At 64.1% G+C, this 21353-nt stretch carries 25 protein-coding genes; 15 read left to right on the forward strand and 10 right to left on the reverse strand.

Annotated elements, in window-relative coordinates; translation table 11 throughout:
* Window positions 1-54: 54 nt before the first annotated feature.
* Both hisS and V1278_RS32965 read right to left on the reverse strand, forming a co-directional pair.
* Window positions 55-1539 (reverse strand): histidine--tRNA ligase, encoded by a 1485-nt coding sequence (gene hisS, locus V1278_RS32960; protein WP_334383604.1) that lies wholly within the window; start codon window positions 1537-1539, stop codon window positions 55-57.
* Window positions 1540-1698: 159 nt separating this feature from the next.
* A complete protein-coding gene (locus tag V1278_RS32965) occupies window positions 1699-2775 on the reverse strand; it encodes a branched-chain amino acid aminotransferase (protein ID WP_334383605.1) in 1077 nt (358 codons plus the stop codon).
* 332 nt (window positions 2776-3107) lie between these two features.
* Here V1278_RS32965 and V1278_RS32970 point away from each other — a divergent pair, with 332 nt between their 5' ends.
* From V1278_RS32970 to V1278_RS32980, 3 genes are read left to right on the forward strand one after another with little or no spacing between them, the layout of a single operon-like run.
* On the forward strand, window positions 3108-3656 hold the full coding sequence (locus V1278_RS32970; protein WP_334366777.1) for a MarR family winged helix-turn-helix transcriptional regulator: 549 nt from the start codon (window positions 3108-3110) through the stop codon (window positions 3654-3656).
* A complete protein-coding gene (locus V1278_RS32975) occupies window positions 3653-4393 on the forward strand; it encodes a response regulator transcription factor (RefSeq protein WP_334383606.1) in 741 nt (246 codons plus the stop codon). Before V1278_RS32970 ends, V1278_RS32975 begins: the two co-directional genes overlap by 4 nt.
* An 8-nt stretch (window positions 4394-4401) precedes the next feature.
* A complete protein-coding gene (locus tag V1278_RS32980; protein WP_334366775.1) occupies window positions 4402-5787 on the forward strand; it encodes an ATP-binding protein in 1386 nt (461 codons plus the stop codon).
* 173 nt (window positions 5788-5960) lie between these two features.
* Here V1278_RS32980 and V1278_RS32985 read toward each other — a convergent pair whose 3' ends face one another.
* Both V1278_RS32985 and V1278_RS32990 read right to left on the reverse strand, forming a co-directional pair.
* Window positions 5961-6497, reverse strand: coding sequence for a DUF3617 domain-containing protein (locus V1278_RS32985; RefSeq protein ID WP_334383607.1), 537 nt, complete (start codon window positions 6495-6497; stop codon window positions 5961-5963).
* Window positions 6498-6599: 102 nt separating this feature from the next.
* Window positions 6600-6905, reverse strand: a complete 306-nt coding sequence (locus V1278_RS32990; protein ID WP_334366773.1) for a hypothetical protein — start codon at window positions 6903-6905, stop codon at window positions 6600-6602.
* A gap of 164 nt (window positions 6906-7069) precedes the next feature.
* Here V1278_RS32990 and V1278_RS32995 point away from each other — a divergent pair, with 164 nt between their 5' ends.
* Window positions 7070-7531 carry a hypothetical protein gene (locus V1278_RS32995; protein ID WP_334366772.1) on the forward strand — a complete coding sequence of 154 codons (462 nt, stop codon included), beginning with the start codon at window positions 7070-7072 and terminating at the stop codon, window positions 7529-7531.
* A 124-nt stretch (window positions 7532-7655) separates the two neighbouring features.
* Window positions 7656-8336: a ribonuclease T2 gene (locus V1278_RS33000; RefSeq protein ID WP_334383608.1), complete on the forward strand. Its 681-nt coding sequence runs from the start codon at window positions 7656-7658 to the stop codon at window positions 8334-8336.
* Between the two features lie 330 nt (window positions 8337-8666).
* Here V1278_RS33000 and V1278_RS33005 read toward each other — a convergent pair whose 3' ends face one another.
* From V1278_RS33005 to V1278_RS33025, 5 genes are read right to left on the reverse strand one after another with little or no spacing between them, the layout of a single operon-like run.
* A complete protein-coding gene (locus V1278_RS33005) occupies window positions 8667-9287 on the reverse strand; it encodes a dihydrofolate reductase family protein (RefSeq protein WP_334366770.1) in 621 nt (206 codons plus the stop codon).
* Window positions 9287-9793 (reverse strand): SRPBCC family protein, encoded by a 507-nt coding sequence (locus V1278_RS33010; RefSeq protein ID WP_334383609.1) that lies wholly within the window; start codon window positions 9791-9793, stop codon window positions 9287-9289. The genes V1278_RS33005 and V1278_RS33010 overlap by 1 nt, the downstream gene beginning before the upstream one ends.
* A gap of 3 nt (window positions 9794-9796) precedes the next feature.
* Window positions 9797-10138: an ArsR/SmtB family transcription factor gene (locus V1278_RS33015; protein WP_334366768.1), complete on the reverse strand. Its 342-nt coding sequence runs from the start codon at window positions 10136-10138 to the stop codon at window positions 9797-9799.
* 8 nt (window positions 10139-10146) lie between these two features.
* Window positions 10147-10449 (reverse strand): hypothetical protein, encoded by a 303-nt coding sequence (locus tag V1278_RS33020; protein ID WP_334383610.1) that lies wholly within the window; start codon window positions 10447-10449, stop codon window positions 10147-10149.
* The gene (locus V1278_RS33025; protein ID WP_334383611.1) at window positions 10442-10630 is read right to left on the reverse strand and encodes a hypothetical protein; all 189 of its coding nucleotides are present in this window, start codon (window positions 10628-10630) and stop codon (window positions 10442-10444) included. Before V1278_RS33025 ends, V1278_RS33020 begins: the two co-directional genes overlap by 8 nt.
* Window positions 10631-10739: 109 nt before the next feature.
* On the opposite strand from V1278_RS33025, the gene V1278_RS33030 reads away from it, so the two are divergent.
* Window positions 10740-11600, forward strand: a complete 861-nt coding sequence (locus tag V1278_RS33030) for a 23S rRNA (adenine(2030)-N(6))-methyltransferase RlmJ (RefSeq protein ID WP_334366765.1) — start codon at window positions 10740-10742, stop codon at window positions 11598-11600.
* 262 nt (window positions 11601-11862) lie between these two features.
* The gene (locus V1278_RS33035; RefSeq protein WP_028350729.1) at window positions 11863-12078 is read left to right on the forward strand and encodes a cold-shock protein; all 216 of its coding nucleotides are present in this window, start codon (window positions 11863-11865) and stop codon (window positions 12076-12078) included.
* Between the two features lie 163 nt (window positions 12079-12241).
* Here the strand turns inward: V1278_RS33035 and V1278_RS33040 are convergent, their stop codons facing one another.
* Window positions 12242-12868, reverse strand: coding sequence for an outer membrane protein (locus V1278_RS33040; RefSeq protein ID WP_334383612.1), 627 nt, complete (start codon window positions 12866-12868; stop codon window positions 12242-12244).
* A gap of 221 nt (window positions 12869-13089) precedes the next feature.
* Between V1278_RS33040 and uvrC the strand changes: the two genes are divergently transcribed.
* The 8 genes from uvrC to V1278_RS33080 all read left to right on the forward strand — a co-directional run bounded on the left by uvrC (window position 13090) and on the right by V1278_RS33080 (window position 21348).
* Window positions 13090-15153 (forward strand): excinuclease ABC subunit UvrC, encoded by a 2064-nt coding sequence (uvrC, locus tag V1278_RS33045; protein WP_334366762.1) that lies wholly within the window; start codon window positions 13090-13092, stop codon window positions 15151-15153.
* 102 nt (window positions 15154-15255) lie between these two features.
* Window positions 15256-15870 carry a CDP-diacylglycerol--glycerol-3-phosphate 3-phosphatidyltransferase gene (gene pgsA / locus V1278_RS33050; RefSeq protein WP_334366761.1) on the forward strand — a complete coding sequence of 205 codons (615 nt, stop codon included), beginning with the start codon at window positions 15256-15258 and terminating at the stop codon, window positions 15868-15870.
* Window positions 15867-16118, forward strand: coding sequence for a molybdopterin converting factor subunit 1 (gene moaD / locus V1278_RS33055; RefSeq protein ID WP_028350725.1), 252 nt, complete (start codon window positions 15867-15869; stop codon window positions 16116-16118). Before pgsA ends, moaD begins: the two co-directional genes overlap by 4 nt.
* Window positions 16119-16124: 6 nt before the next feature.
* On the forward strand, window positions 16125-16592 hold the full coding sequence (locus tag V1278_RS33060) for a molybdenum cofactor biosynthesis protein MoaE (protein WP_334383613.1): 468 nt from the start codon (window positions 16125-16127) through the stop codon (window positions 16590-16592).
* Window positions 16592-17557 (forward strand): 50S ribosomal protein L3 N(5)-glutamine methyltransferase, encoded by a 966-nt coding sequence (gene prmB, locus V1278_RS33065; protein WP_334383614.1) that lies wholly within the window; start codon window positions 16592-16594, stop codon window positions 17555-17557. Before V1278_RS33060 ends, prmB begins: the two co-directional genes overlap by 1 nt.
* Before the next feature lie 104 nt (window positions 17558-17661).
* Window positions 17662-19008 carry an aspartate aminotransferase family protein gene (locus tag V1278_RS33070; RefSeq protein ID WP_334366758.1) on the forward strand — a complete coding sequence of 449 codons (1347 nt, stop codon included), beginning with the start codon at window positions 17662-17664 and terminating at the stop codon, window positions 19006-19008.
* 102 nt (window positions 19009-19110) lie between these two features.
* Complete coding sequence (locus V1278_RS33075) at window positions 19111-19689, forward strand: phage holin family protein (RefSeq protein ID WP_334366757.1); 579 nt, start codon at window positions 19111-19113, stop codon at window positions 19687-19689.
* A 186-nt stretch (window positions 19690-19875) separates the two neighbouring features.
* Complete coding sequence (locus tag V1278_RS33080; protein ID WP_334383615.1) at window positions 19876-21348, forward strand: EAL domain-containing protein; 1473 nt, start codon at window positions 19876-19878, stop codon at window positions 21346-21348.
* Window positions 21349-21353: the final 5 nt, after the last annotated feature.

Raw genomic sequence — 21353 nt, forward strand, 5'->3', positions numbered from 1 at the left:
GGCAATCCATCATTTTGAAGATGGATGCGCGGGTCAAGCCCGCGTATGACGAAATCAGTTGCCCCACTTCACATCATGGCGCGCCAGCACCTCGCGCACGCGTGTGACGATCTCGCTCTCCGCGCAGGAAAACTGCGCCGGACGAGTCTCGCGCCATTCCTGGTTGGAGGCGATCGCAGCCGCGGCTTTCGCGCCTTCGATCAGATCCTTGATCTGAATTTCGCCGCGCGCCTTTTCATCCGAACCCTGGATGATCACGCAAGGCGAGTTGCGGCGGTCGGCATATTTGAGCTGGTTGCCCATGTTCTTGGGGTTGCCGAGATAGAGCTCGGCGCGGATGTTCGCATTGCGAAGCTCTGCAACCATTTTCTGGTAGTCGGCGACACGATCGCGATCGAACACGGTGACCACGACGGGGCCGAAGTCGGGCCGCGTGTCGAGCTTGCCGAGCATGGACAGCGCCGCCTGCAAGCGCGACACCCCGATCGAAAAGCCCGTTGCCGGCACCGGCTCGCCGCGGAAGCGCGAGACGAGACCGTCGTACCGTCCGCCCCCGCCGACCGAGCCGAAGCGCACGGGGCGGCCTTTTTCGTCCTTGGTTTCGAGCGTGAGTTCGACCTCGTAGACAGGGCCGGTGTAATATTCGAGACCGCGCACGACAGATGGATCGATCACGATACGATCCTCCCCATAGCCCGACGCCGTCACCAGCTTGCTGATCGCATCGAGTTCGTCGCGACCTTCCTGTCCGACCTTGCTGTCGCGCAGCCGCGCATCGATCCGCGCGCCCTGCTCGATCGCACCAACGACCAATGCAATGTCATCAGGCTTCAGGCCGGCGCCTTTGGTAAAGTCTCCCGACTCATCCTTGCGGCCCTCGCCCAACAATTGCTGCACACCGGAAATGCCGAGACGATCGAGCTTGTCGATCGCGCGCATCACCGTCAGCCATTGTCCGTCATCGGCAATGCCTAGCGCATCGCGCACACCATCAAGCACCTTGCGGTTATTCACCTTCACCACATAGGAGCCGCGGGGAATGCCGAGCGCTTCCATCGTATCGGCGGCCATCATGCACATCTCGGCGTCCGCCGCCGGCGAGGCCGAGCCCACCGTGTCGGCATCGAACTGCATGAACTGGCGGAAGCGGCCGGGACCTGGCTTCTCGTTGCGATAGACGTAACCGGCGCGGTAGCTGCGATACGGCTTCGGCAGCGCGTCGAAATTCTCCGCCACATAGCGCGCCAGCGGCGCGGTCAGGTCGTAGCGCAGCGAGATCCACTGCTCGTCGTCGTCCTGGAACGAGAACACGCCCTCGTTCGGCCGGTCCTGGTCGGGCAGGAATTTGCCGAGCGCGTCGGTGAACTCCATTGCCGGCGTTTCCACCGGCTCGAAACCGTAGCGCTCGTAGACCTCGCGGATCTTCTCGACCATCTGGCGCGTGGCCGCAATCGCGGCCGGGCCACGGTCTTCGAGCCCGCGCGGCAGCCGCGCCTTCAGTTTCTGCGGTTTTTTGGGTTTTTGGGTATTGTCACGCATACGGCGGTCCTATCAGCGCACGCCGGACGCGGCAAGCGCGGCCTCGTCTGCACAGGAACCAGAATTCATCATGCTGGCTCGTCCCGGCCATGACGGAAAGATCCGGCCACACCCGGCAACCCTGCGATTGCAGAAGCAGCGGAACGATTCCGCCGCCGGTCACAGGACCTTTCTGATCCAGTCGTGCGGGTCTGCTGCGCGACCGTACTGGATGTCGACGAGTTTCTTGCGCAGCCCCATGGCGACAGGGCCGGCGACGCCGCCGCTGATCAGAAAATCGCCGCTCGCCGAGCACACCTTGCCGATCGGCGAGATGACGGCTGCGGTACCGCAGGCGAACGCCTCTTTCAGCTTTCCGCTGGCGGCATCCGCGCGCCACTGGTCGATCGTGTAGGGCTCCTCGCGCACGACCGTGCCGGAATCCTTTGCCAGTGCGATGATCGAATCGCGGGTGATGCCCGGCAGGATCGTGCCGAGCGGCGGCGTCGAGAGCGAGCCGTCGTCGAACACGAAGAAGACGTTCATGCCGCCGAGCTCCTCGATGTAGCGGCGTTCGATCGCGTCGAGGAAAACGACCTGGTCGCAGCCGTGCTCGATGGCCTCGGCCTGCGCGCGCAGGCTCGCGGCGTAATTGCCGCCGCATTTGACGGCCCCGGTGCCGCCGATCGCGGCGCGCGTATAATTCTCCGACACCCAGATCGACACCGGCGCAGGTCCGCCCTTGAAATAGGAGCCGACCGGCGAGGCGATGACGGCGAAGATGTATTCCGCCGATGGCTTCACGCCGAGGAATATCTCGCTCGCGATCATGAAGGGCCGCAAGTAGAGACTGCCCTCGCCGCCCGGTATCCAGGCGCTGTCGATGCGCACGAGCTGCTCGACCGCTTCGATGAAGATAGCCTCGGGCAGCGGCGCCATGGCCATGCGCTCAGCCGAATTGTTGAAGCGCCTCGCGTTGGCGTCGGGGCGGAACAGGTTGACGCCGTTGTCGCGCTTATAGGCCTTGAGGCCTTCGAAAATCTCCTGCGCGTAGTGCAGGACGGCTGTCGCCGGATCGAGCGGAAAATTTGCGCGGGCCTCGACCCGCGCGTCATGCCAGCCGTTCGCCTGATTGTAGCGGACGATGGCCATGTGATCGGTGAAAATCCGGCCGAAGCCCGGGTCCACGAGCTTGGCCGCGCGCTCCCTCTCAGGAGTTGGATTCGCCGCAGGCCGGATTTCGAATTTCAAACTCATTCCCCTTTGCCCTTGTTTCCCGCTATTGGAAATCGGCGCCCATATTGGCGCCGGCATGCGTCTTCCGGGCCTTCACGGGTCTGAACTTCACCATCACCGGCCTTGCGGCCGGCTTCCGTCGCCGTCATGTCGGTCGAGGACATGCTTTTGCGGGATGCCGAAGTCCAGTATGTTTGCCGAAATGCCGCTCGACAATCGCACGGTAATCCATTTGCGGCCGTTGCCGCCATCGCTGGCTTTTTCCGGCTGCCTGACACGTCACCAGGTTCGAAACGACCTAAAGTTTCGTCGTGGCTGGAAGTTTTGTAACATTGAACCCAAGATATGTCAACATGACTGACATAAATTTCTCAAAGGGCTCCGTAGCCTCCGATTCGCAGGAGGCCGCCAGCCCTGCCCCGCGGGCTGGCGAATTTCGCTGGGACATTATCGAGCTGCTGTTTTTCGCCTATCGCGACTTCGTCGGCGACGCCGACCATGAGCTCGAGGCTTTCGGGTTCGGCCGCGCCCATCACCGCGTGATGCATTTCGTCTACCGCTACCCCGGCCTCAAGGTCGCCGACCTCCTGGACGTGTTGCGGATCACTAAGCAGTCGCTTGGCCGGGTGCTCAAGCAGTTGCTCGATGAGGGCTACATCATCCAGAAGACCGGCAATAACGACCGCCGGCAGCGCCTTCTTTACGCCACCCCGAAGGGCGAAGCCTTGGTGGCAAAGCTCGCAGGGCTGCAGACCGATCGCATCACCCGCGCGCTCCGGGACATCAATCCCGAGGGCGTCGCCGCGATCAGCGAGTTCCTGCGCGCGATGATCGATCGCGACGACCCCGACAAGGTGTTGGAGGCGATCTTCGGGATCGGCAGCAAGAAGCCAAGGGAGTGACCGTGCCGCAAGGAGCAACCATCGCTGCAGCCACCACGCCCGCGCCGCGGCAACTGGCCGATGACGCCCCGCATCTGCTCTTGGTCGACGACGACCGCCGTATCCGCGATCTGTTGTCGCGGTTTCTGACCGGCGAGGGCTATCGCGTCACCACTGCCTCAAGCGCGGGCGATGCGCGCGCAAAACTGCTCGGCCTGCATTTCGACCTCCTGATCCTCGACGTCATGATGCCCGGCGAAACCGGGTTCGACCTGGCGCGATTCATTCGCACCTCCTCGTCGGTGCCGATCATCATGCTGACGGCGCGTCACGAGGCGGAGGCGCGGATCGAGGGCCTGCAGATCGGCGCCGACGATTATGTTGCGAAGCCGTTCGAGCCGCGCGAGCTGATCTTGCGGATCGGCAATATCCTCAAGCGCTCCGCGCCGCCGCCGGTGGAGGCGCTGGAGCAGATCGCGTTCGGCCCCTACATTTTCCATCTCGATCGTGGCGAACTGCGCCAGGGCGAGGAGATCGTTCACCTGACCGACCGCGAGCGCGAAATGCTGCGCATCCTGGCCGCCAGTCCCGGCGAAACGGTGCCGCGCGCGGCGCTGACCGGCGGCGGCACGGTGAACGAGCGCGCAGTCGACGTGCAGATCAACCGGCTGCGGCGCAAGATCGAGCGCGATCCCGCCAATCCGCTGTTCCTGCAGGCGGCGCGCGGCATCGGCTATCGCCTGGTTGCGTCGCCCTGAGCCAGCTCATGAGCACGCTCGACACCGGCCTGACGTTCATCCGCAACGCGTCGCAACGCGTCTCCAGGGCCAATGGCTGGATGGGCAACGCGTTCAAGGGCTGGATGCCGACCGGCCTCTATGCCCGGGCGCTCCTGATCATGATCGTGCCGATGGTGATCCTGCAAACGGTCGTGGCGTTCGTGTTCATGGAGCGGCACTGGAACACGGTGACACGGCGCCTGTCGGCGGCCGTGGTGCAGGACATCGCCAGCCTGATCGACGTCTACAAGGCCTTTCCGCAGGACAAGGACCGCGCGCAGTTGCGCCACATCGGGCAGCGGCTGCAACTGGTCGTCGATTTTCTTCCCGTCGGCGATATGCCGCAGCCCGGGCCGAAACCATTCTTCTCGCTGCTCGACCAGACCCTGTCGTCGCAGATCGGCCGCCAGATCCGCCGCCCGTTCTGGATCGATACCGTCGGCAAGTCCAATCTGGTTGAAATCCGCATCCAGCTCGACGATGCCGTGATGCGCGTGTTCGCGCAGCGCAGCGCCGCCTATGCCTCCAATTCGGAGATTTTCATCTTCTGGATGCTCGGCACCTCCTCGATCCTGCTGATCGTCGCGGTGCTGTTCCTGCGCAACCAGATCAGGCCAATCCTGCGGCTGGCGGACGCCGCCGAAAGTTTCGGCAAGGGCCGCGAGGTGCCGAATTTCCGTCCGCGCGGCGCGCGGGAGGTGCGGCAGGCGGCACAGGCATTCCTGGAGATGAAGGCCCGTGTCGAACGCTCGATCGATCAGCGCACCGCGATGCTCGCCGGCGTCAGCCACGATTTGCGCACCATCCTGACCCGCTTCAAGCTCGAGCTGGCGCTGATCGGCGACAGTCCCGAAGTCGACGGCATGCGCAAGGACGTCGACGAAATGTCCGGCATGCTCGAGGCCTATCTCGCCTTCGCGCGCGGCGACAGCGGCGAGATCGCGCAGCCGACCGATATGGCGATGGCGCTGGAGGAGTTGCGCAGCGACGCCGAACGCCACGGCCATACCGCAACCGTGACGTTCCACGGCCTGCCGGTGGTGACGGTGAAGCCAGCCTCGTTCAAGCGCTGCATCGCCAACCTGGTTTCCAATGCGGCGCGCCACGCCAACACGGTCGCCATCACGGGCCACCGCGATCACCGCTATCTGACGGTGACGGTCGACGACGACGGGCCGGGCATTCCGGTCAACATGCGCGAGGAAGTGTTCAAGCCGTTCCTGCGGCTCGACGACGCCCGCAACCAGGACGAGGGCGGCACGGGCCTCGGCCTCGCCATTGCCCGCGACATCGCCCGCTCGCACGGCGGCGACATCACGCTCGGCGACAGCCCGATGGGCGGCCTGCGCGCGGCGGTAAGGGTGCCGGTGTAGGTACCGAACTGCGTCGTCCCTGCAAACGCAGAGACCCATAACCACAGGGCTTCGTTGTTGAACAAAAAGCCGTTGAACGGCGGCTCTCAAAGTTTACGGCACGGCGTATCGGTCCCTTGCGTTCGCAGGGACGACAATTCGCCGCGATAGATTCTGCGACCTCGTTACTTCCCCTACTTCTTCGGAATCAGCGCCTTCAGCTTTTCCATGTCCTTGATGTTCATCTTCATGCCGCCGGGCATGATGATGTCGCCTGGCTTCTGATCTGCCTTGCAGGCGCCGAGCCATTTGGCCTCGATCGTCGAGCTGTTGTCGCGCGCGGCGCCGGCCATGCCGCCCTCACTCTGCGAGGTCGATTTTACGGTGTAGGCGGAATTGAAGTCGCCGGTGATCTCGGCACGGGATTTGACCGTGATCCCGGCGACGCCGCAGACGGAATCCGTGACGTAGCCGGTTGCGGTCTTCTGGATATCCTGCTTGGAGCAGATCTCCTTGGCCAATGGCGACATTGCGGTGCTCATGCCCTTGTCGGTGGTCTCGTCGGTGCATTGGTGCATCGTCATCTCGGATGACGGCGAGCCCGTGCTCACCACTTTCATCTCCCACAGGCCGGCCTTGCGCACCGGCAACTCCACGGCGATAGCGCCGCTTTCCGGCAACAGAGCAAGCACACCAACGGCCGAACAAGATACAAGAAGCAGTCGTCTCATGGGTGGCCCCCGCTGAATTCTTCCAGAGATCGTCATCGCGAAGTGAACACACGCTCCGCGTGGCGAAAACATGTCCAGCCGGAAAACAGGTAGCGGCAGCGCTCAGTAAAGCGTGCGCAGCGGCCGCTCAGCGGCGCCATAGGGCACCCAGCGGCAGGCAAAGGAAACGTAGCCGCCGTAATTGGGCTGCACGCCGAGGAATTTCACCACCTTGCCGTAGCGGGCGCAGTGATCGACGGCGAGCTGGCGGGCGTCAGCCTGCATCGCGAGCGGATAGGCGATGATGCCGCCGGTGTCGTTGCCCTTGAACGGCGGTACTGTGTCGATATCCCACCAATGCGCCTGCGCCGGCGCCGCCGCCAGCATCCCGCCCATGGCAATCAGGCTCGCGGCCACAATTCTTCGCATCGCAGACTCCATTTCGCTCGAACCGCACCATAGTGTGCGCCGATGGCCGTGAAAAGAATGCTTGCGGCACGAGGCGGACTTGGCTGTCAGGTGTTGCCGCGCTGCACTTGACCTTGTCAGGGCTTCGCGGCACCGTCCATGCGTTGGCTTACTGGCGGATTCCCATGCGCAATTTGTTCACATCCTTGAGAGCACTCGGCCTGACGGCAGCGGCGCTCGCTTTGTTGGTCTCCAGCCAGGCCGCGCAGGCCGCCAACCCCATGGAGCTCAATTTCGGGTTGTTCGGCCCACGCTATGACGGCCGCGTCGCCGAATGCGAGCGGGCGCTATCGACGATCGCGTACCAGTTCCAGGAGAAAGAGAGCAAGTTCTGGAATTCGGCGCTGACGATTACCGGTTACAGCCGGATCCATGAAACCGCCTTTCGGCCATGGCAGTCCGACAACATTCCGCGCCGCTACTGCAGCGGCGACGTGATGCTGAGCGACGGCAAGATGCGGACCGTGCACTACTCGATCATCGAGGATGGCGGCTTTGCCGGCTTCGGCCAGGGCGTCGAATGGTGCGTGACCGGGCTTGACCGCAACTGGGCCTACAGCCCCGGCTGCAGGGCCGCGCGGCCCTGATCGCCCTGAAATCCGGCAAGCGATCCCGGCTGACTCGGGCCGATTGTGGGATTGATCCAATTTTGTTCTTGAAATGTTCCGACTCCCTGCTAGGCTCCCGGTAGTCGAGTAGAGGGGGCGTTCGATGCACGGGTCCATCATTATTTCGCGGCTTCTGATTTCGCTGGCTCTTGTTGTCGTCCTGGCCGGGACAGCGTCCGCACAAGACCGCCGGCAGAACGCGCCAGGCGAATTCGATTTTTATGTCCTGGCTCTTTCCTGGTCGCCCTCCTTCTGCGAGGCGGCGGCTGAGCGCGGCAATAGCGGGCGATCACAGGCCCAGTGCAGCCGCCCCTATTCCTTCGTGGTTCACGGCCTGTGGCCGCAATATGAGCGCGGCTTTCCCGAATATTGCCAGCGGCCCTCGCCGCGGCTCGATCGCAACATCATGACCTCGATGCTGGACCTGATGCCGGCGCCCGGCCTGATCTTCAACGAGTGGGACAAGCACGGCACCTGTTCGGGCCTTGGCGCGCGAGCCTATTTCGAGAGCATCCGGAAGGCGCGCGCGGCGGTAAAGATTCCCGAGGAATTCCTGCAATTGCCGGAGCAGAAGACCATCGCCCCCGGCGCTGTCGAGGAGGCCTTTATCAAGATCAACCCGGGCTTGAGCAGTTCGGCGATTTCGGTGACCTGCTCGAGCCGGCGCCTGAGCGAGGTGCGGGTCTGCCTGAGCAAGGAGATGGAATTCCGCGCCTGCGACGAAATCGACCGCCGCGCCTGCCGGCGTGACGAGGTGGTGATGCCGCCGGTACGGGGCGGCTGAAGACCCGCTTACCGCCATGCCAGGCATGGCGGCCGCTTTGCGCAGACTGCCTAGAGTTGTCTGCGTTCCCGGTCATCCACGGCTTATCGTCATCTGCAAGACACGTGGATGGCCGGGACCTATCTGCAGCAAAACGTCGCCGACATTTTGGCCCTGATCCTGAGGCGTTTCGCGAAGCAGGACCCGTCTTCGCCATCCCGTCTTCGCCAAGGCTTCGCCGGGTTTTCAGGCCGAGATCGCAGCCCGAACGCTCGCCCTTCCTGACGCTCAGAGCTTCGAGGACCTCACCGCGCTGCTGACCTCGGCGGGGGAGCGCTGAGGTCGAGACAGTTACCGCTCCCGGACTGCGTAGGTTAGGTGGGTCACCCGCCGCGTCGGCTCCGCGCGGACCGGCTCCAGGGCCACGCGGCCCGCGTCCACGCCCTCGAACAGGCGGATTCCGGAGCCGAACAGCACGGGTGAGAGCGCGATCGAGAACTCGTCGATCAGGCCAGCGTTCACGTACTCCAGAATCGTTGCGCCGCCGCCCGCGATACGGACGTCTCGGTCGCCGGCGGCCTCGCGAGCCTGATCGAGCGCGGACTCGATGCCGTCATTGACGAAGTGAAAGGTGGTCCCACCCAGCCGCTCCCAGGGGTCACGCTTCTCGTGCGTCACGACGAAGACCGGCGTGTGGAACGGCGCCTCCTCCGGCCAAGCCTGCTCGCCGGCGTCGAACATGCGCTTGCCCATCACGCTCGCGCCGGTGCGCTCGAACGTCTCCCGCACAATGTCGTTGTCGCGCCCCTCCTCGCCGCCCTCGCCGAGCTTCAGGTTCTCCCGGATGAACCGCTGCGGGAACATCCACTGCTGCAGTTCCATCCACTGCTGCCCCATCAAATCCTCGAGGGACTCGGGCGCGATGAACCCGTCCAGCGACATCGACACGCTAAAGAACACCCTCCCGGCCATCAGTCCTCAACTCCTTTTCGAACGATCTCGGTGACGTAGGCAGCCAGTTTGCTCAGGGTCTGCTGGCCGCCCTCGATCGCGTGGTACTTCTCGACCGCCTCGTCGCGCAGCTCCTTGGTGGGGAACACCGTGCGCATCTCGATCCGGGTCGCCGCGCCGTCGGGCCCGAACGTGAGGACCGACTCAAAGGCGTTCGGGTCGCCGCGGGACTCACCATGCAGCATCGCGATCCGCTCCGGCGGGGCGATCTCGGTCCAGGAGATCCACTCCTGGTAGTCCGTCCCGTCCGGTCCGTGCATCACGAAGTCCCACTCCCCGCCGACGCGGAACTCGAACGCCCGCGTGGTGGTGGTGAATCCCTCCGGTCCCCACCATCGCGACAGATGCCGGACTTCGGTAAATGCCTCGAACACCAGCTCCCGCGGGCCATCGATGACGCGGGAGATCACGATCTCGCGGTCGGCCGTCGCTGACTGCGCTCGCGCGTCGCGTCCTGTCGCGGCCATCGATCACTCCTTCTGCCTTGCCTGCTTGAGGTCCTGCACGTACGCGTCCAGTCGGTCAAAGCTCTCATTCCAGAACCGCTCGAACCCGCCAGTCCACTCATGGACCGGTCGCAGCTTGCGGGCGTCAATGCCGTACAGGCGCTGCTTGCCTGCCTTGCGGTCCCGGACCAGCCCGACCTCCCGGAGCACCCGCAGGTGTTTGGACGCCCCCGGCTGGGTCATCCCCAGCTCCTGGGCCAACTCGGTCACTGGCCGCTCACCCATCCGCAGCAGTACCAGGATTTCCCGGCGCTGCGGCTCGGCGATAGCGTTGAAGATGTCCGACGTCGTCGCTGCTCGTGCCATGGGCGCCATCATATGCCGATATCGGCATGCGTCAAGTCGGAAGAAATCAGGCGGGTCTTGTCAGATGACGATCGCGCCAGCAGAACCACCAGGATCTGCGCTCCGACCAGCGGCAGCCCGGTGAGCCAGTGCACGCCGGTGATGGCTAGCTCGAGGCCGGGATAGAACGACGACACCGCCAGCAGGTCGTTGCCGGCGAAGAACCCGTCCCTCCCGACGAGGTCGAGCAGCGTGCTGAGGTGGAACGACTCCTCGGTGCGGGTGGCCATCAGCGGATTGCTGAATTGCAGTTTGGTCAACGTCTTAGCCATTCTTCCGCTCCATGATTTGCTCGAACCGGCTCAGCCAGTCTTCGAGAAAGCGCTGGTGGCTCTCGAAGGCGCGCTCCATGTTCGCCGCCGCGATCTGCATTCGATCAGCGGCGGATTGCATTGCGTGGCCGGCGGACCTGACATCGTCAGCGCCGATCAGGTGAACACATCGTTCGCTCATCGGAGGCACGCCGGAGCCCTGGTCCTCCGAAGCGTTTCGCGAAGCAGGACAAGCCCGGCCCCGACGAGTAGAAGACAATACGTCTTCTCCAATTGGTCGGCCGATTGCCATGAACTACCGACACGCCTTTCATGCCGGCGGCTTTGCCGATGTCATCAAGCACATCGTGTTGGTACGCATGCTGACCTATCTGCAGGAAAAGCAGGCCCCGTTTCGCGTCATCGACACCCATGCCGGCGCCGGGCGCTATGATCTCACGGCTGAGGAGGCGCGCCGCGGCGGCGAATGGCTGACCGGCATTGCGCGGGTAATGCAGGCGCGGTTCTCGGAAAGCGCGCTGCCGCTGGTGACCCCCTATCTCGATATCATCAGGGCATTCAATGCGCCGGGCCGGCTCGAGGCCTATCCCGGATCGCCCCTGATCGCCCGCGCTCTGCTGCGGCCGCAGGACCGCCTCACGGCCTGTGAAATCGAGCCCAATGCCCGCAGGCAATTGATCGATGCGCTGCGCCGCGACAGCCAGGCGCGGGTGGTCGATCTCGACGGCTGGACGGCGTTGCCGGCCTTCGTGCCTCCCAACGAGCGGCGCGGTTTGGTGCTGATCGACCCCTCGTTCGAGCAACAAGACGAATTCGAGCGGCTGGCCGGCGGATTCGCCGAAGCCTACGCGAAGTGGCCGACCGGCAGCTATCTGATCTGGTATCCCGTGAAGAGCCGGCGCGCCACCGACACGCTGGCACGGCTCGTCGCAAGCGCTGCCGCGGCCAGCAGGCCGGCCGGGAAATGTCTGCGGCTTGAATTCAGCGTTGCGCCGCAGGAGCCGGGCGGCCCCCTCGCCTCCACCGGCCTCCTAATCGTCAATCCGCCGTGGACGCTGGCCGGTGAGTTGAAGACAATTCTACCCGAGCTAGAAAAACCGCTCGGCCAGGGCGGGGCCGGCCGGTTCAGGCTGGAAACGCCCAAGCCGTGAGCCTCGGCGCGGCCGGTGGAAAGTGCGAATCGCCGTAGGCAATTTACGCGAAACCGTATTATGCTCAGTCCGTTGGGACTGGCTTTACGTTCCGCTTCCGCGAATGGTTGCGGCGGAGTGATCAAGGCCGAATAAGAATCCGGGTCGATCGGCGGCGTGAATCCGATCAGCTCAGGTGGCCAAGCTTCCGGCAGCGAATGTCCGGTCGGCCGATGCGCGAGATGCGCGTAACGGCAGAGCAATACGGGGGAGGAGTTTCCCGATGGCCATGACTGGAACAGTCAAGTTCTTCAACGGAGAACGCGGCTACGGCTTCATCAAGCCCGATGACGGCGGCCGCGATGTGTTCGTGCACATCACCGCCGTCGAGCGGGCCGGATTGAAGGATTTGACTGAAGGGCAGCGCATTACGTTCGAGGTCGAACCGGATAAGAAGGGCAAAGGCCCCAAGGCGGTCAACCTGGTGATTTCATCGTGAGCTGACGCTCACGTTGAACGCGGACTGAATTCTTGCTGCGAAGATTGCGCTGGGCATGGTGTCGCCGTCCACAGCGTGGAGATTTGCAATGCCCGCGGCCTGAAGGCAAAAAAATCCCGGCGACTTACTGCCGCCGGGAGGTGGTCGCCGCCAGTTTCTTTTCTTAGAAGTGCCAGTTCACGCCGGCCCGTATCAGGCCGAACCGGTAACCGTTCGACGCACCCGTAATAACGAAGTTGCTGTTGGCCAGATCGACATAGAGATATTCGATCTTGGCGCTCCAATTCGGCGCGAGTCCCACTTCGGCGCCGGCGCCGAGCGTCCAGCCCACATTGGTATGAGATTCCGTCAGGCCAAAGGTAGTAGCGCGCAGCTCGCCGAAGGCGAGACCGCCGGTGCCGAAGAACAAGATGTTGTTGAACGCGTAGCCGGCGCGGCCGCGAATCGTGCCGAACCAAGGGTTGGAAAATTTCCATGGCGCGAAGGTTTCTTCGGCGCCGGTCGCCTGGATGTCGCCTTCGAGACCGAACACCCACGGTCCGCCGTTCCGCCAATTGTAGCCGGCTTGAACGCCGCCGACGAAACCGGACGGCTTGGTCGGATTGTTCGCGACCGAGCCCCAGGCATAGCCGAGGTTGCCGCCGAGATAGGGGCCAGCCCAGCTATCGGGGCCGAACTGCGTCTGGTTGACTGTCAAGGGCGGGCGCGATCCGTAGAGGTCGGCCGCCCGCGCCGACGTGGTCCAGCCGGTAGCGATCAGCGCCAGCGCGCCCCACACAAGCCTGCTCATCCCCCAACTCCACGCAACTGCCGCGACCCTGCCGGCGAGAAACCGGCCTGGTTACGGAACTCCACCTTTTTCCGGTAAGATTTATCGAGAGTTTTAAGTTAAAGGGTTGTTAAGCCGGGTTAGCGCCCACTCATCAGTCTTAAGGAAGCGTTACCAGCGTCTCCACGAAGAGCGCGCCGCGAGCGCTGGCGATGCCGCCCTGCAGCGCTTAATTTAGGCCCATGGATCACGATTCTACCGACCATCCGCAGCCCCCGCGCAAGGCGCGGCGGAGTTCCCAGCCGGATTTGCCGCCCCAGGACCTGACTGCCGCCGCCGACGTCGATCCCGCGACATCTGCCGCCGAGGAGGACGACGAGGCGCGCCTGCCGGAAGCCCCCGAGGAGCCCACTGATGCGATTGCCGAAGGCCCGCTGGCGGTCGGCCACGCAGCCATCGAAAACGCGGTGCGGCTGGCACCGACCTCTCCCGGCGTCTACCGCATGCTCAATACCGCCAGCGACGTGCTGTACGTCGGCAAGGCGAAAAACGTTCGCAAGCGGCTTGCCTCCTACGCCCGCGTCAACGCGCCCTTGCCGGCGCGCATCCTTCGGATGATCGCGGCGACCGTCACGGTCGAGATCGTTTCCACCACGACCGAGACCGAAGCGCTGCTGCTGGAAGCCAACCTGATCAAGCAGCTACGGCCACGCTTCAACGTGCAGCTACGCGACGACAAATCGTTCCCCTACATCCTGATCACAGGCGACCATTGGGCGCCGCAGATCCTCAAGCATCGCGGAGCCCAGACCAGGCCCGGACGATATTTCGGGCCGTTCGCATCCGCCGGCGCCGTCAACCGCACCATCACGGCGCTGCAGCGCGCGTTCCTGATCCGCTCCTGCACCGACGGCTTTTTCGAAAGCCGCACGCGGCCCTGCCTGCTGTACCAGATCCGCCGCTGCTCCGGGCCCTGCACCCGCGAGATCGACTTCCCCGGCTATGGCGAGCTGGTGCGCGAGGCGACCGATTTCCTGTCCGGCCGCAGCCATGCGGTGAAGGAGCTGCTCGCAGCCGAGATGGAGAAGGCGTCGAACGAGCTCGAATTCGAGACCGCGGCGCTCTATCGCGATCGTCTCGCCGCGCTGTCGGCGATCCAGTCGCAGCAGGGCATCAATCCCCGCACCGTGGAAGAGGCCGACGTGTTCGCCATCCATCAGGAAGGCGGCTATTCCTGCGTCGAAGTGTTCTTCTTCCGCACCGGCCAGAACTGGGGCAACCGCGCCTATTTTCCGCGCGCGGAAAAGTCGTTCACGCCGCAGGAAGTCTTGGCCTCGTTCCTCGCACAATTCTACGACGACAAGCCGCCACCAAAACTCATCCTGCTGTCGCATGAGATCGAGGAGTGCGCGCTGCTGGCCGACGCCCTGTGCGTGAAGGCTGGCTACAAAGTCGAAATCTCGGTGCCGAAGCGCGGCGAGAAAAAAGAACTGGTCACGCATGCGCTGACCAATGCGCGCGAGGCGCTCGGCCGCAAGCTCGCCGATACCGCGACCCAGGGCCGGCTCCTGGAAGCGATGGCGAGCACATTAGGACTGCCGCAGGTGCCGAAGCGCATCGAGGTCTACGACAACAGTCACATCCAGGGCACCAACGCGGTCGGTGCAATGATCGTGGCGGGACCGGATGGCTTTATCAAAAACCAGTATCGCAAGTTCAACATCAAGTCCGAGGGACTGACGCCCGGCGACGACTACGCGATGATGCGCGAAGTGCTGGAACGGCGCTTCAAGCGGCTGTTGAAGCCGCCGGAGGGCGATGCGGCCAAGGCCGACGATGATTCGTTTCCGCAATGGCCCGACCTCGTCATCATCGATGGCGGCCGTGGCCAGCTCAACGCCGTCAGGGAAATTTTCGAGGGTCTGGGACTGACGCAGGTATGCCTGATGGCCGTGGCAAAAGGCCCGGACCGCGATGCCGGGCGCGAGACCCTGTTCATGCCTGACCGCGAAGCCATCAAGCTCGAACCACGCGATCCCGTCCTGTATTTCATCCAGCGGCTGCGCGACGAGGCGCATCGCTTCGTGATCGGCTCGCACCGCAAACTGCGGAAAAAGGACATCCGAGAAGCGGGCTTGCAGGAAATCCCGGGCATCGGCCCGTCACGCAAACGTGCCTTGCTGCACCACTTCGGAACACTGAAGGAGATCGAGCGGGCCTCGATCGCGGACCTCGGCAAGGTTCCAGGCGTTAGCGCCGAGAGCGCCCGCAAGATCTTTGAGTTTTTCCATGCACAGGCGGGTTAAGGGGACTTCGCGTCGAGAGGCATGTCATTTGGGCGTCGCCTGCGACAGATGATCTACATCCGCACGGTTGACCTTCACGCTCCAGCGGTATTGGTAAGACGGATGAACATCGCGACAACCAAGGGACAGGCCAAGACCCTGTCTCTGCCGAACATTCTAACCTACGCCCGTATTGCCGCCATTCCGGTGGTGGTCGGCTGCGTTTTCGCCCAATCCATCCAGGACGGCCCGCTCTGGCTGCGCTGGGTAGCGCTGGCGGTCTTTCTCGCCGCCGCCGTGACTGATTACCTCGATGGCTACTATGCGCGAATTTGGGACCAGCAATCCGCCTTTGGCCGGATGCTCGACCCGATCGCCGACAAGCTCCTGGTAGCGTCCTGCCTCTTGATGCTGGCCGCCGATAGCAGCATCCACGGCTGGACCCTGTGGGCCGCCATCGTGATCCTGTGCCGCGAGATCCTGGTCTCGGGTTTGAGGGAATATCTCGCGGCGTTGCGGGTCAGCGTACCCGTGACCAAGCTGGCCAAATGGAAGACCACGATCCAGTTGGTCGCAATCGGTTTCCTGATCGCGGGCGAGGCGGGCGAGCAACTCCTGCCTGCGACCACCCTGATCGGGATCGTCCTGTTGTGGATGTCGGCGCTCTTCACGATCTACACCGGCTGGGACTATTTCCGCGCCGGCATCCATCACCTCATCAAGGAGGATGAGGGATGAGGGTCAAATATTTCGCCTGGGTGCGTGAGCGGGTCGGCGTCGCCGAAGAAACCGTCGAGCCGCCGGCCGACGTGCGCACGGTGAGCGATCTGATCGGCTGGCTTTCCAGCCGCGGCGAGACTTACGCCCATGCCTTCGAAAAGCCGAAGGTGATCCGGGCTGCGATCGACCAGGCCCATGTCAAGCCCGATGCCGTGATATCAGGCGCACGCGAGATTGCATTCTTCCCGCCGATGACCGGCGGCTGACTTACTATGTCCGTCACCGCGACCATTCGCATCCAGGAAGCGGATTTCGACGCTGCGCAGGAGATCGCGGCGCTCACCAGAGGCCGCACCGATATCGGCGCCGTCGTCACCTTCAGCGGCATCTGCCGTGGCAGCGAGAACGGCGAGCCGATCGCAGCACTGACGCTCGAGCATTATCCCGGCATGGCCGAAGCCGAGATCGGCCGCCACGCCGACGAGGCGCTGTCGCGCTGGCCCTTGCAGGGCCTCACCATCATTCACCGGTTCGGCCGCATCGCGCCGGGCGAGAACATCGTGCTCGTGGTAACCGTCTCACCGCATCGCCAGGCGGCCTTCGAAGCGGCGGAATTCCTGATGGATTATCTGAAGACCAACGCGCCGTTCTGGAAGCGCGAGGAAAGCGAAAAAGGCGCGAGCTGGATCGAAGCCCGCGATCATGACGACGCCGCCGCCGCGCGCTGGACCAAGTCCTGATGGCCAAGCGCACCAAGCCGGCGGCGAAGCGCGGCCAGACCACATCGAGACTTCCCAAGGTCGGCGCTGGAGAATTGCTGACGCTGCTCGATTTCGTCCGCTATGCCGTCAGCCGCTTCGTCGAGGCCAAACTGGTATTTGCGCACGGCACCACCGATCCGCTTGCCGAAGCCGCATTCCTGGTCTGCGAAGCGCTGCACCTGCACCCCGACCAGTTCGAGACGTTCGCGACCGCGCGCGTCACCGCCGCCGAAGGCAAGAATATTCTCGACCTGATCGCGCGCCGCGTCACCACGCGAAAGCCCGCCGCCTATCTCGTCAACAAAATCTACATGCGCGGCCTGCCGTTTTACGTCGACGAGCGCACCATCGTGCCACGTTCCTTCATCGGCGAATTGCTGGACCAGCACTTCGGCCGCGATGGCGATGACGAGGCGGGCTCGCTGATCTCTGATCCTGACACGGTGGAAAGCGTGCTCGATCTCTGCACCGGCTCGGGCTGCCTCGCCATCCTGGCCAGCCGGAATTTTCCGAATGCGGCGATCGACGCCGTGGATATCTCCAAGGATGCGCTCGAAGTCGCCGCGCGCAATGTCGGCGATTACGGGCTTCAGGACAGGCTCACGCTGTACCGCGGCGATCTGTTCAAGCCGCTGGGGGATAAGCGCTACGATCTCATCATTTCCAATCCGCCCTATGTCGACGCGGAAGGCATGGCCGGCCTGCCGCGCGAATGCCGAGCCGAACCGAAACTCGCCTTCGATGGCGGCTTCGATGGGCTCGACATTGTCAGGCGCATCCTCGACGAGGCGGCCGCGCACCTGACGCCGCAGGGCGGACTGTTATGCGAGATCGGCCGCTGCCGCCCGCAACTGGAAGCCGCCTATCCGCAACTGCCGCTGCTCTGGCTCGACACCGAGGATTCCGAGGGCGAAGTGTTCTGGATCGCGGCGGCCGATCTCTGAACTGTCCGATTACGCGAAAAATATCACGTCGTGGTGGCGTTCCCGTGTCGCGACGAAACTGATACCTTGGGGCAAATCCGACGTTAAAGCTGAAGAGGCCTTCCATGCTGGATAAGAGCCCCCGCCCCACCCCCGTCAACGTTCCGAACGATCTCGCCGCGCACTGGATGCCGTTCACCGCGAACCGGGCGTTCAAGAAGAACCCGCGGCTGCTCGCCGGCGCGAAAGACATGCACTACTTCACCGTCGACGGTCGCAAGATCATCGACGGTGCCTCGGGCATGTGGTGCACCAATGCCGGACACGGCCGCACCGAGATTTCGTCGACGATCGCCAAGCAGGCCGAGGCGCTGGACTACGCGCCGCCGTTCCAGTTCGGCATCCCGCAGGCCTTCGAACTTGCGAGCCGCATCGCCGAACTGGCGCCCGATGGGCTCGACCACGTGTTCTTCTGCAACTCCGGCTCGGAAGCGGCCGACACCGCGCTCAAGATCGCGCTGGCCTATCACCAGATCAACGGCCAGGGCAGCCGCATGCGCCTGATCGGCCGCGAGCGCGGCTATCACGGCGTCGGCTTCGGCGGCACCGCCGTCGGCGGCATCGTCGGCAACCGAAAACTGTTCGGCTCGCTGCTCACCGGCGTCGACCATCTGCCGGCGACCTATGATCGCGAGAAGCAGGCGTTCAGCAAGGGCGAGCCGGAATATGGCGCGCATTTCGCCGACGAGCTCGAACGGCTCGTCAACCTGCACGGCGCCAACACCATCGCTGCCGTGATCGTCGAGCCGATGGCTGGCTCGACCGGCGTGCTCCCGGCACCGAAGGGCTATCTCAAGCGGCTGCGCGAGATCACCCAGAAGCACGGCATCTTGCTGATCTTCGACGAGGTCATCACCGGCTATGGCCGGCTCGGCTTTGCCTTTGCCGCCGAACGCTATGGTGTGGTGCCCGACATGCTGACCTTCGCCAAGGGTGTTACCAATGGCGCCGCGCCGATGGGCGGCGTGCTGGTGCGCGACACCATCCATGATGCTTTCATGAGTGGCCCGGAACATGTGGTCGAGCTGACCCATGGCTACACCTATTCCGCGCACCCGCTGGCCTGCGCCGCGGCTCTTGCCACGCTCGACATCTATCGCGACGAAAAGTTGTTCGAGCGCGCGCGTGAGCTCGAGCCGAAATTCGCCGACGCTGTGATGTCGCTGCGCAACGAGCCGGGCGTCGTGGATATCCGCACCGTCGGTCTGACCGCCGGCATCGATCTCGCACCGGTTGCGGATGCGCCGGGCAAGCGCGGCTTTGCCGGGCTCAACAGCGCCTTCCACGACCATGATCTGATGCTACGGGTGGCCGGCGATACGCTCGCGCTGACGCCGCCCCTGATTATCACCGAAGACCAGATCGGCGAGATTATGGACAAGGTCGCCAAGGTGATCCGAGCGACGGCGTAAGCGCCAGCATCGGCTCTGACCGGGCAGGAACATTCGAAACGACCCCGCGTTCATTACGTTTGGCGGAGGCGATCCTGCCTCCACCGGCGGAGGGTTGCGGAAATGCTCGCGCCTTCGAGTGGCTTGCTGCGCGCCGCGATCGGACTGAAGCTGAATCAGGTCAAGCTGGCGACGCGGTCGTATTTGCGAGATCGGACCCATCAGGCGACCGGAACGATGACTTCCTATGCCATCGCCGCAGGCCTGTTCGCAGCAGCGGGCATTTTCTTGATCGCCGCTTGCCTGGTCGGCATGACCGCGCTGTTTCGCTGGATCGAGATCCATTACGGGCCGTTTTGGGCCTTCGGCGCGATCGGCGCATTGCTCGCGATAATCGCCGCGATTTGCGCCGGGCTCGCCGCCGCCAAACTCAGACAAAGGCCGCCGCAGTTTCCTTCGCTTACAAGCCGCCTGCGCGTCGCGATCAAGGCCAGTCCGATTGAACCGGACCAGATCGAAGCGACGCGGGACACCGCCAGGTCAATTTTGCAGGCGCCCTCGGCACCTTCCACGCGCAGCCGTGCTCGGCGCCGATCCCCGGGAGGCGACAGGCATCTGCAGGCCGGTCTAATCCTGATGGCGACATTACTGGGCCTGGCGGCAACGCGACGGCGATGGCATGCGCGGCACTCGGACGTTTGACGGCGCAACGCTGGCCGTTGCACCGCTTTGATCGCAGGTTCCGGCCGTGTTCAAAGAACACTAGCTCTGCGAATCAACATTGATGCTAAGGTTGCTCCGCTGGGGAATGCGCAAGTCAGACGATGCCTGAAACTTCCGTGTTTTCCCGGGGGAGCACAGTTCGGACCTGAAGGCGTAGCGCGCGACATGATTCGCATTTCGACGATTTTCATCGCCATCTGCATGGTGCTGGTTGCAGCCTCGCTCGGCCTCGTCCTGCATACGGTGGCGGGCTTCAACGGCACCGAATCCGCGATCGTGGCGCTCACCGCGCTGACCTTCCTGATCCTCTACAACGCGGTGTCGATGCGGCTGCGCGACCGCTCGGACGTCGGCGGCCAGATCGCCGACCTTTCCCGTGGCACCGCCGACCTCGCCCGTCAGGTCGCCGAATTCGGCCGCCGGCTCGCCGCCGTCGAGGGCCGCCTGGTGTCGGCGAACTCTGCAAGCTCCGACCGCATCCAGGCGGTGGTCGGCGAAATCAACGAGCTCGGCGTCCTGGTCAAGCAACTGGCCGTCTCGGTGGCGGGCCATGAGGATCTATTGGCCGCGGGCGCGGCGGCGGCGCCCCCCGCCCCGGCCGGCCGGCCGGATCCCGAACTTCCGAGCGAACCGGCGGTCGCCGCGGAGCAAGCCGCGCCGATCGTCGCCAGGCCCGCACCGGCCGCTGCCGCAAGGCCGGCAGCGGCTGCAACTGCCGCGGAAGCCGCTCCGCCCTCGCGCAACCAGCCGCAACTGCTCGCCGCGGTGAAGAACGCCGTCGAGGAAAACCGGCTCGACATCTACCTGCAGCCGATGGTGACGCTGCCGCAGCGCAAGGTGCGGTTCTACGAGGCGGTGACGCGGCTGCGCGACGACAGGGATCAGATCCTCGCCGCCGATGATTTCATCCCCACCGCCGAAGCCGGCGGGCTGATCGGCAAAATCGATCACATGGTGATGTTGCGCTGTATCCAGGTGTTGCGCCGCCTGATGGTGCGCAACAAGGACGTCGGCGTGTTCTGCAACGTCTCTGCGGCGACGCTCGGCAATGCCGCCAATTTCGCGCAATGCCTCGACTTCCTGGAGGCCAATCGGGCGCTGGCGCCCTCCTTCGTGCTCGAGTTCAAGCAGGCGACGTTCCGCAATCTCCGCCCGACCGAAATCGAGAATCTCGCCGCGCTGTCGCAGCGTGGTTACCGCTTCTCGATCGACCATGTCACCGACTTGCGGATCGAGCCGCGCGACCTCGCCGATCGCGGCGTCCGTTTCATCAAGGTGCCCGCGGCATTGCTGCTCGACCCCAAGCAGAGCTCGACCTCGGACATCCACCCTTCCGATCTTTCCGACCTGCTCGGCCGTTTCGGCATCGACCTGATTGCCGAGAAGATCGAGGGCGAGCGCGCGGTGGTTGACCTGCTCGACTATGACGTGCGGTTTGGACAGGGCTTTCTGTTTGCACCGCCGCGGCCGTTGCGGCCCGAGGGGGCATCTGCTACCGGCGGGGCGACAGCGAACAAGGAATCCGGCAGCCCCAATGATCCCAGCAACCCCGTCCCCATGGCCAGCCAGGCCGCGGAGCCCCCGATGCGCGCGACCGGCAACGCCGCGTTGGCGCGCCGTGCCGCGGGACCGGGCTAACAGGC

It is taken from the genome of Bradyrhizobium sp. AZCC 1577 (genome assembly GCF_036924575.1).
GTDB lineage: Bacteria > Pseudomonadota > Alphaproteobacteria > Rhizobiales > Xanthobacteraceae > Bradyrhizobium.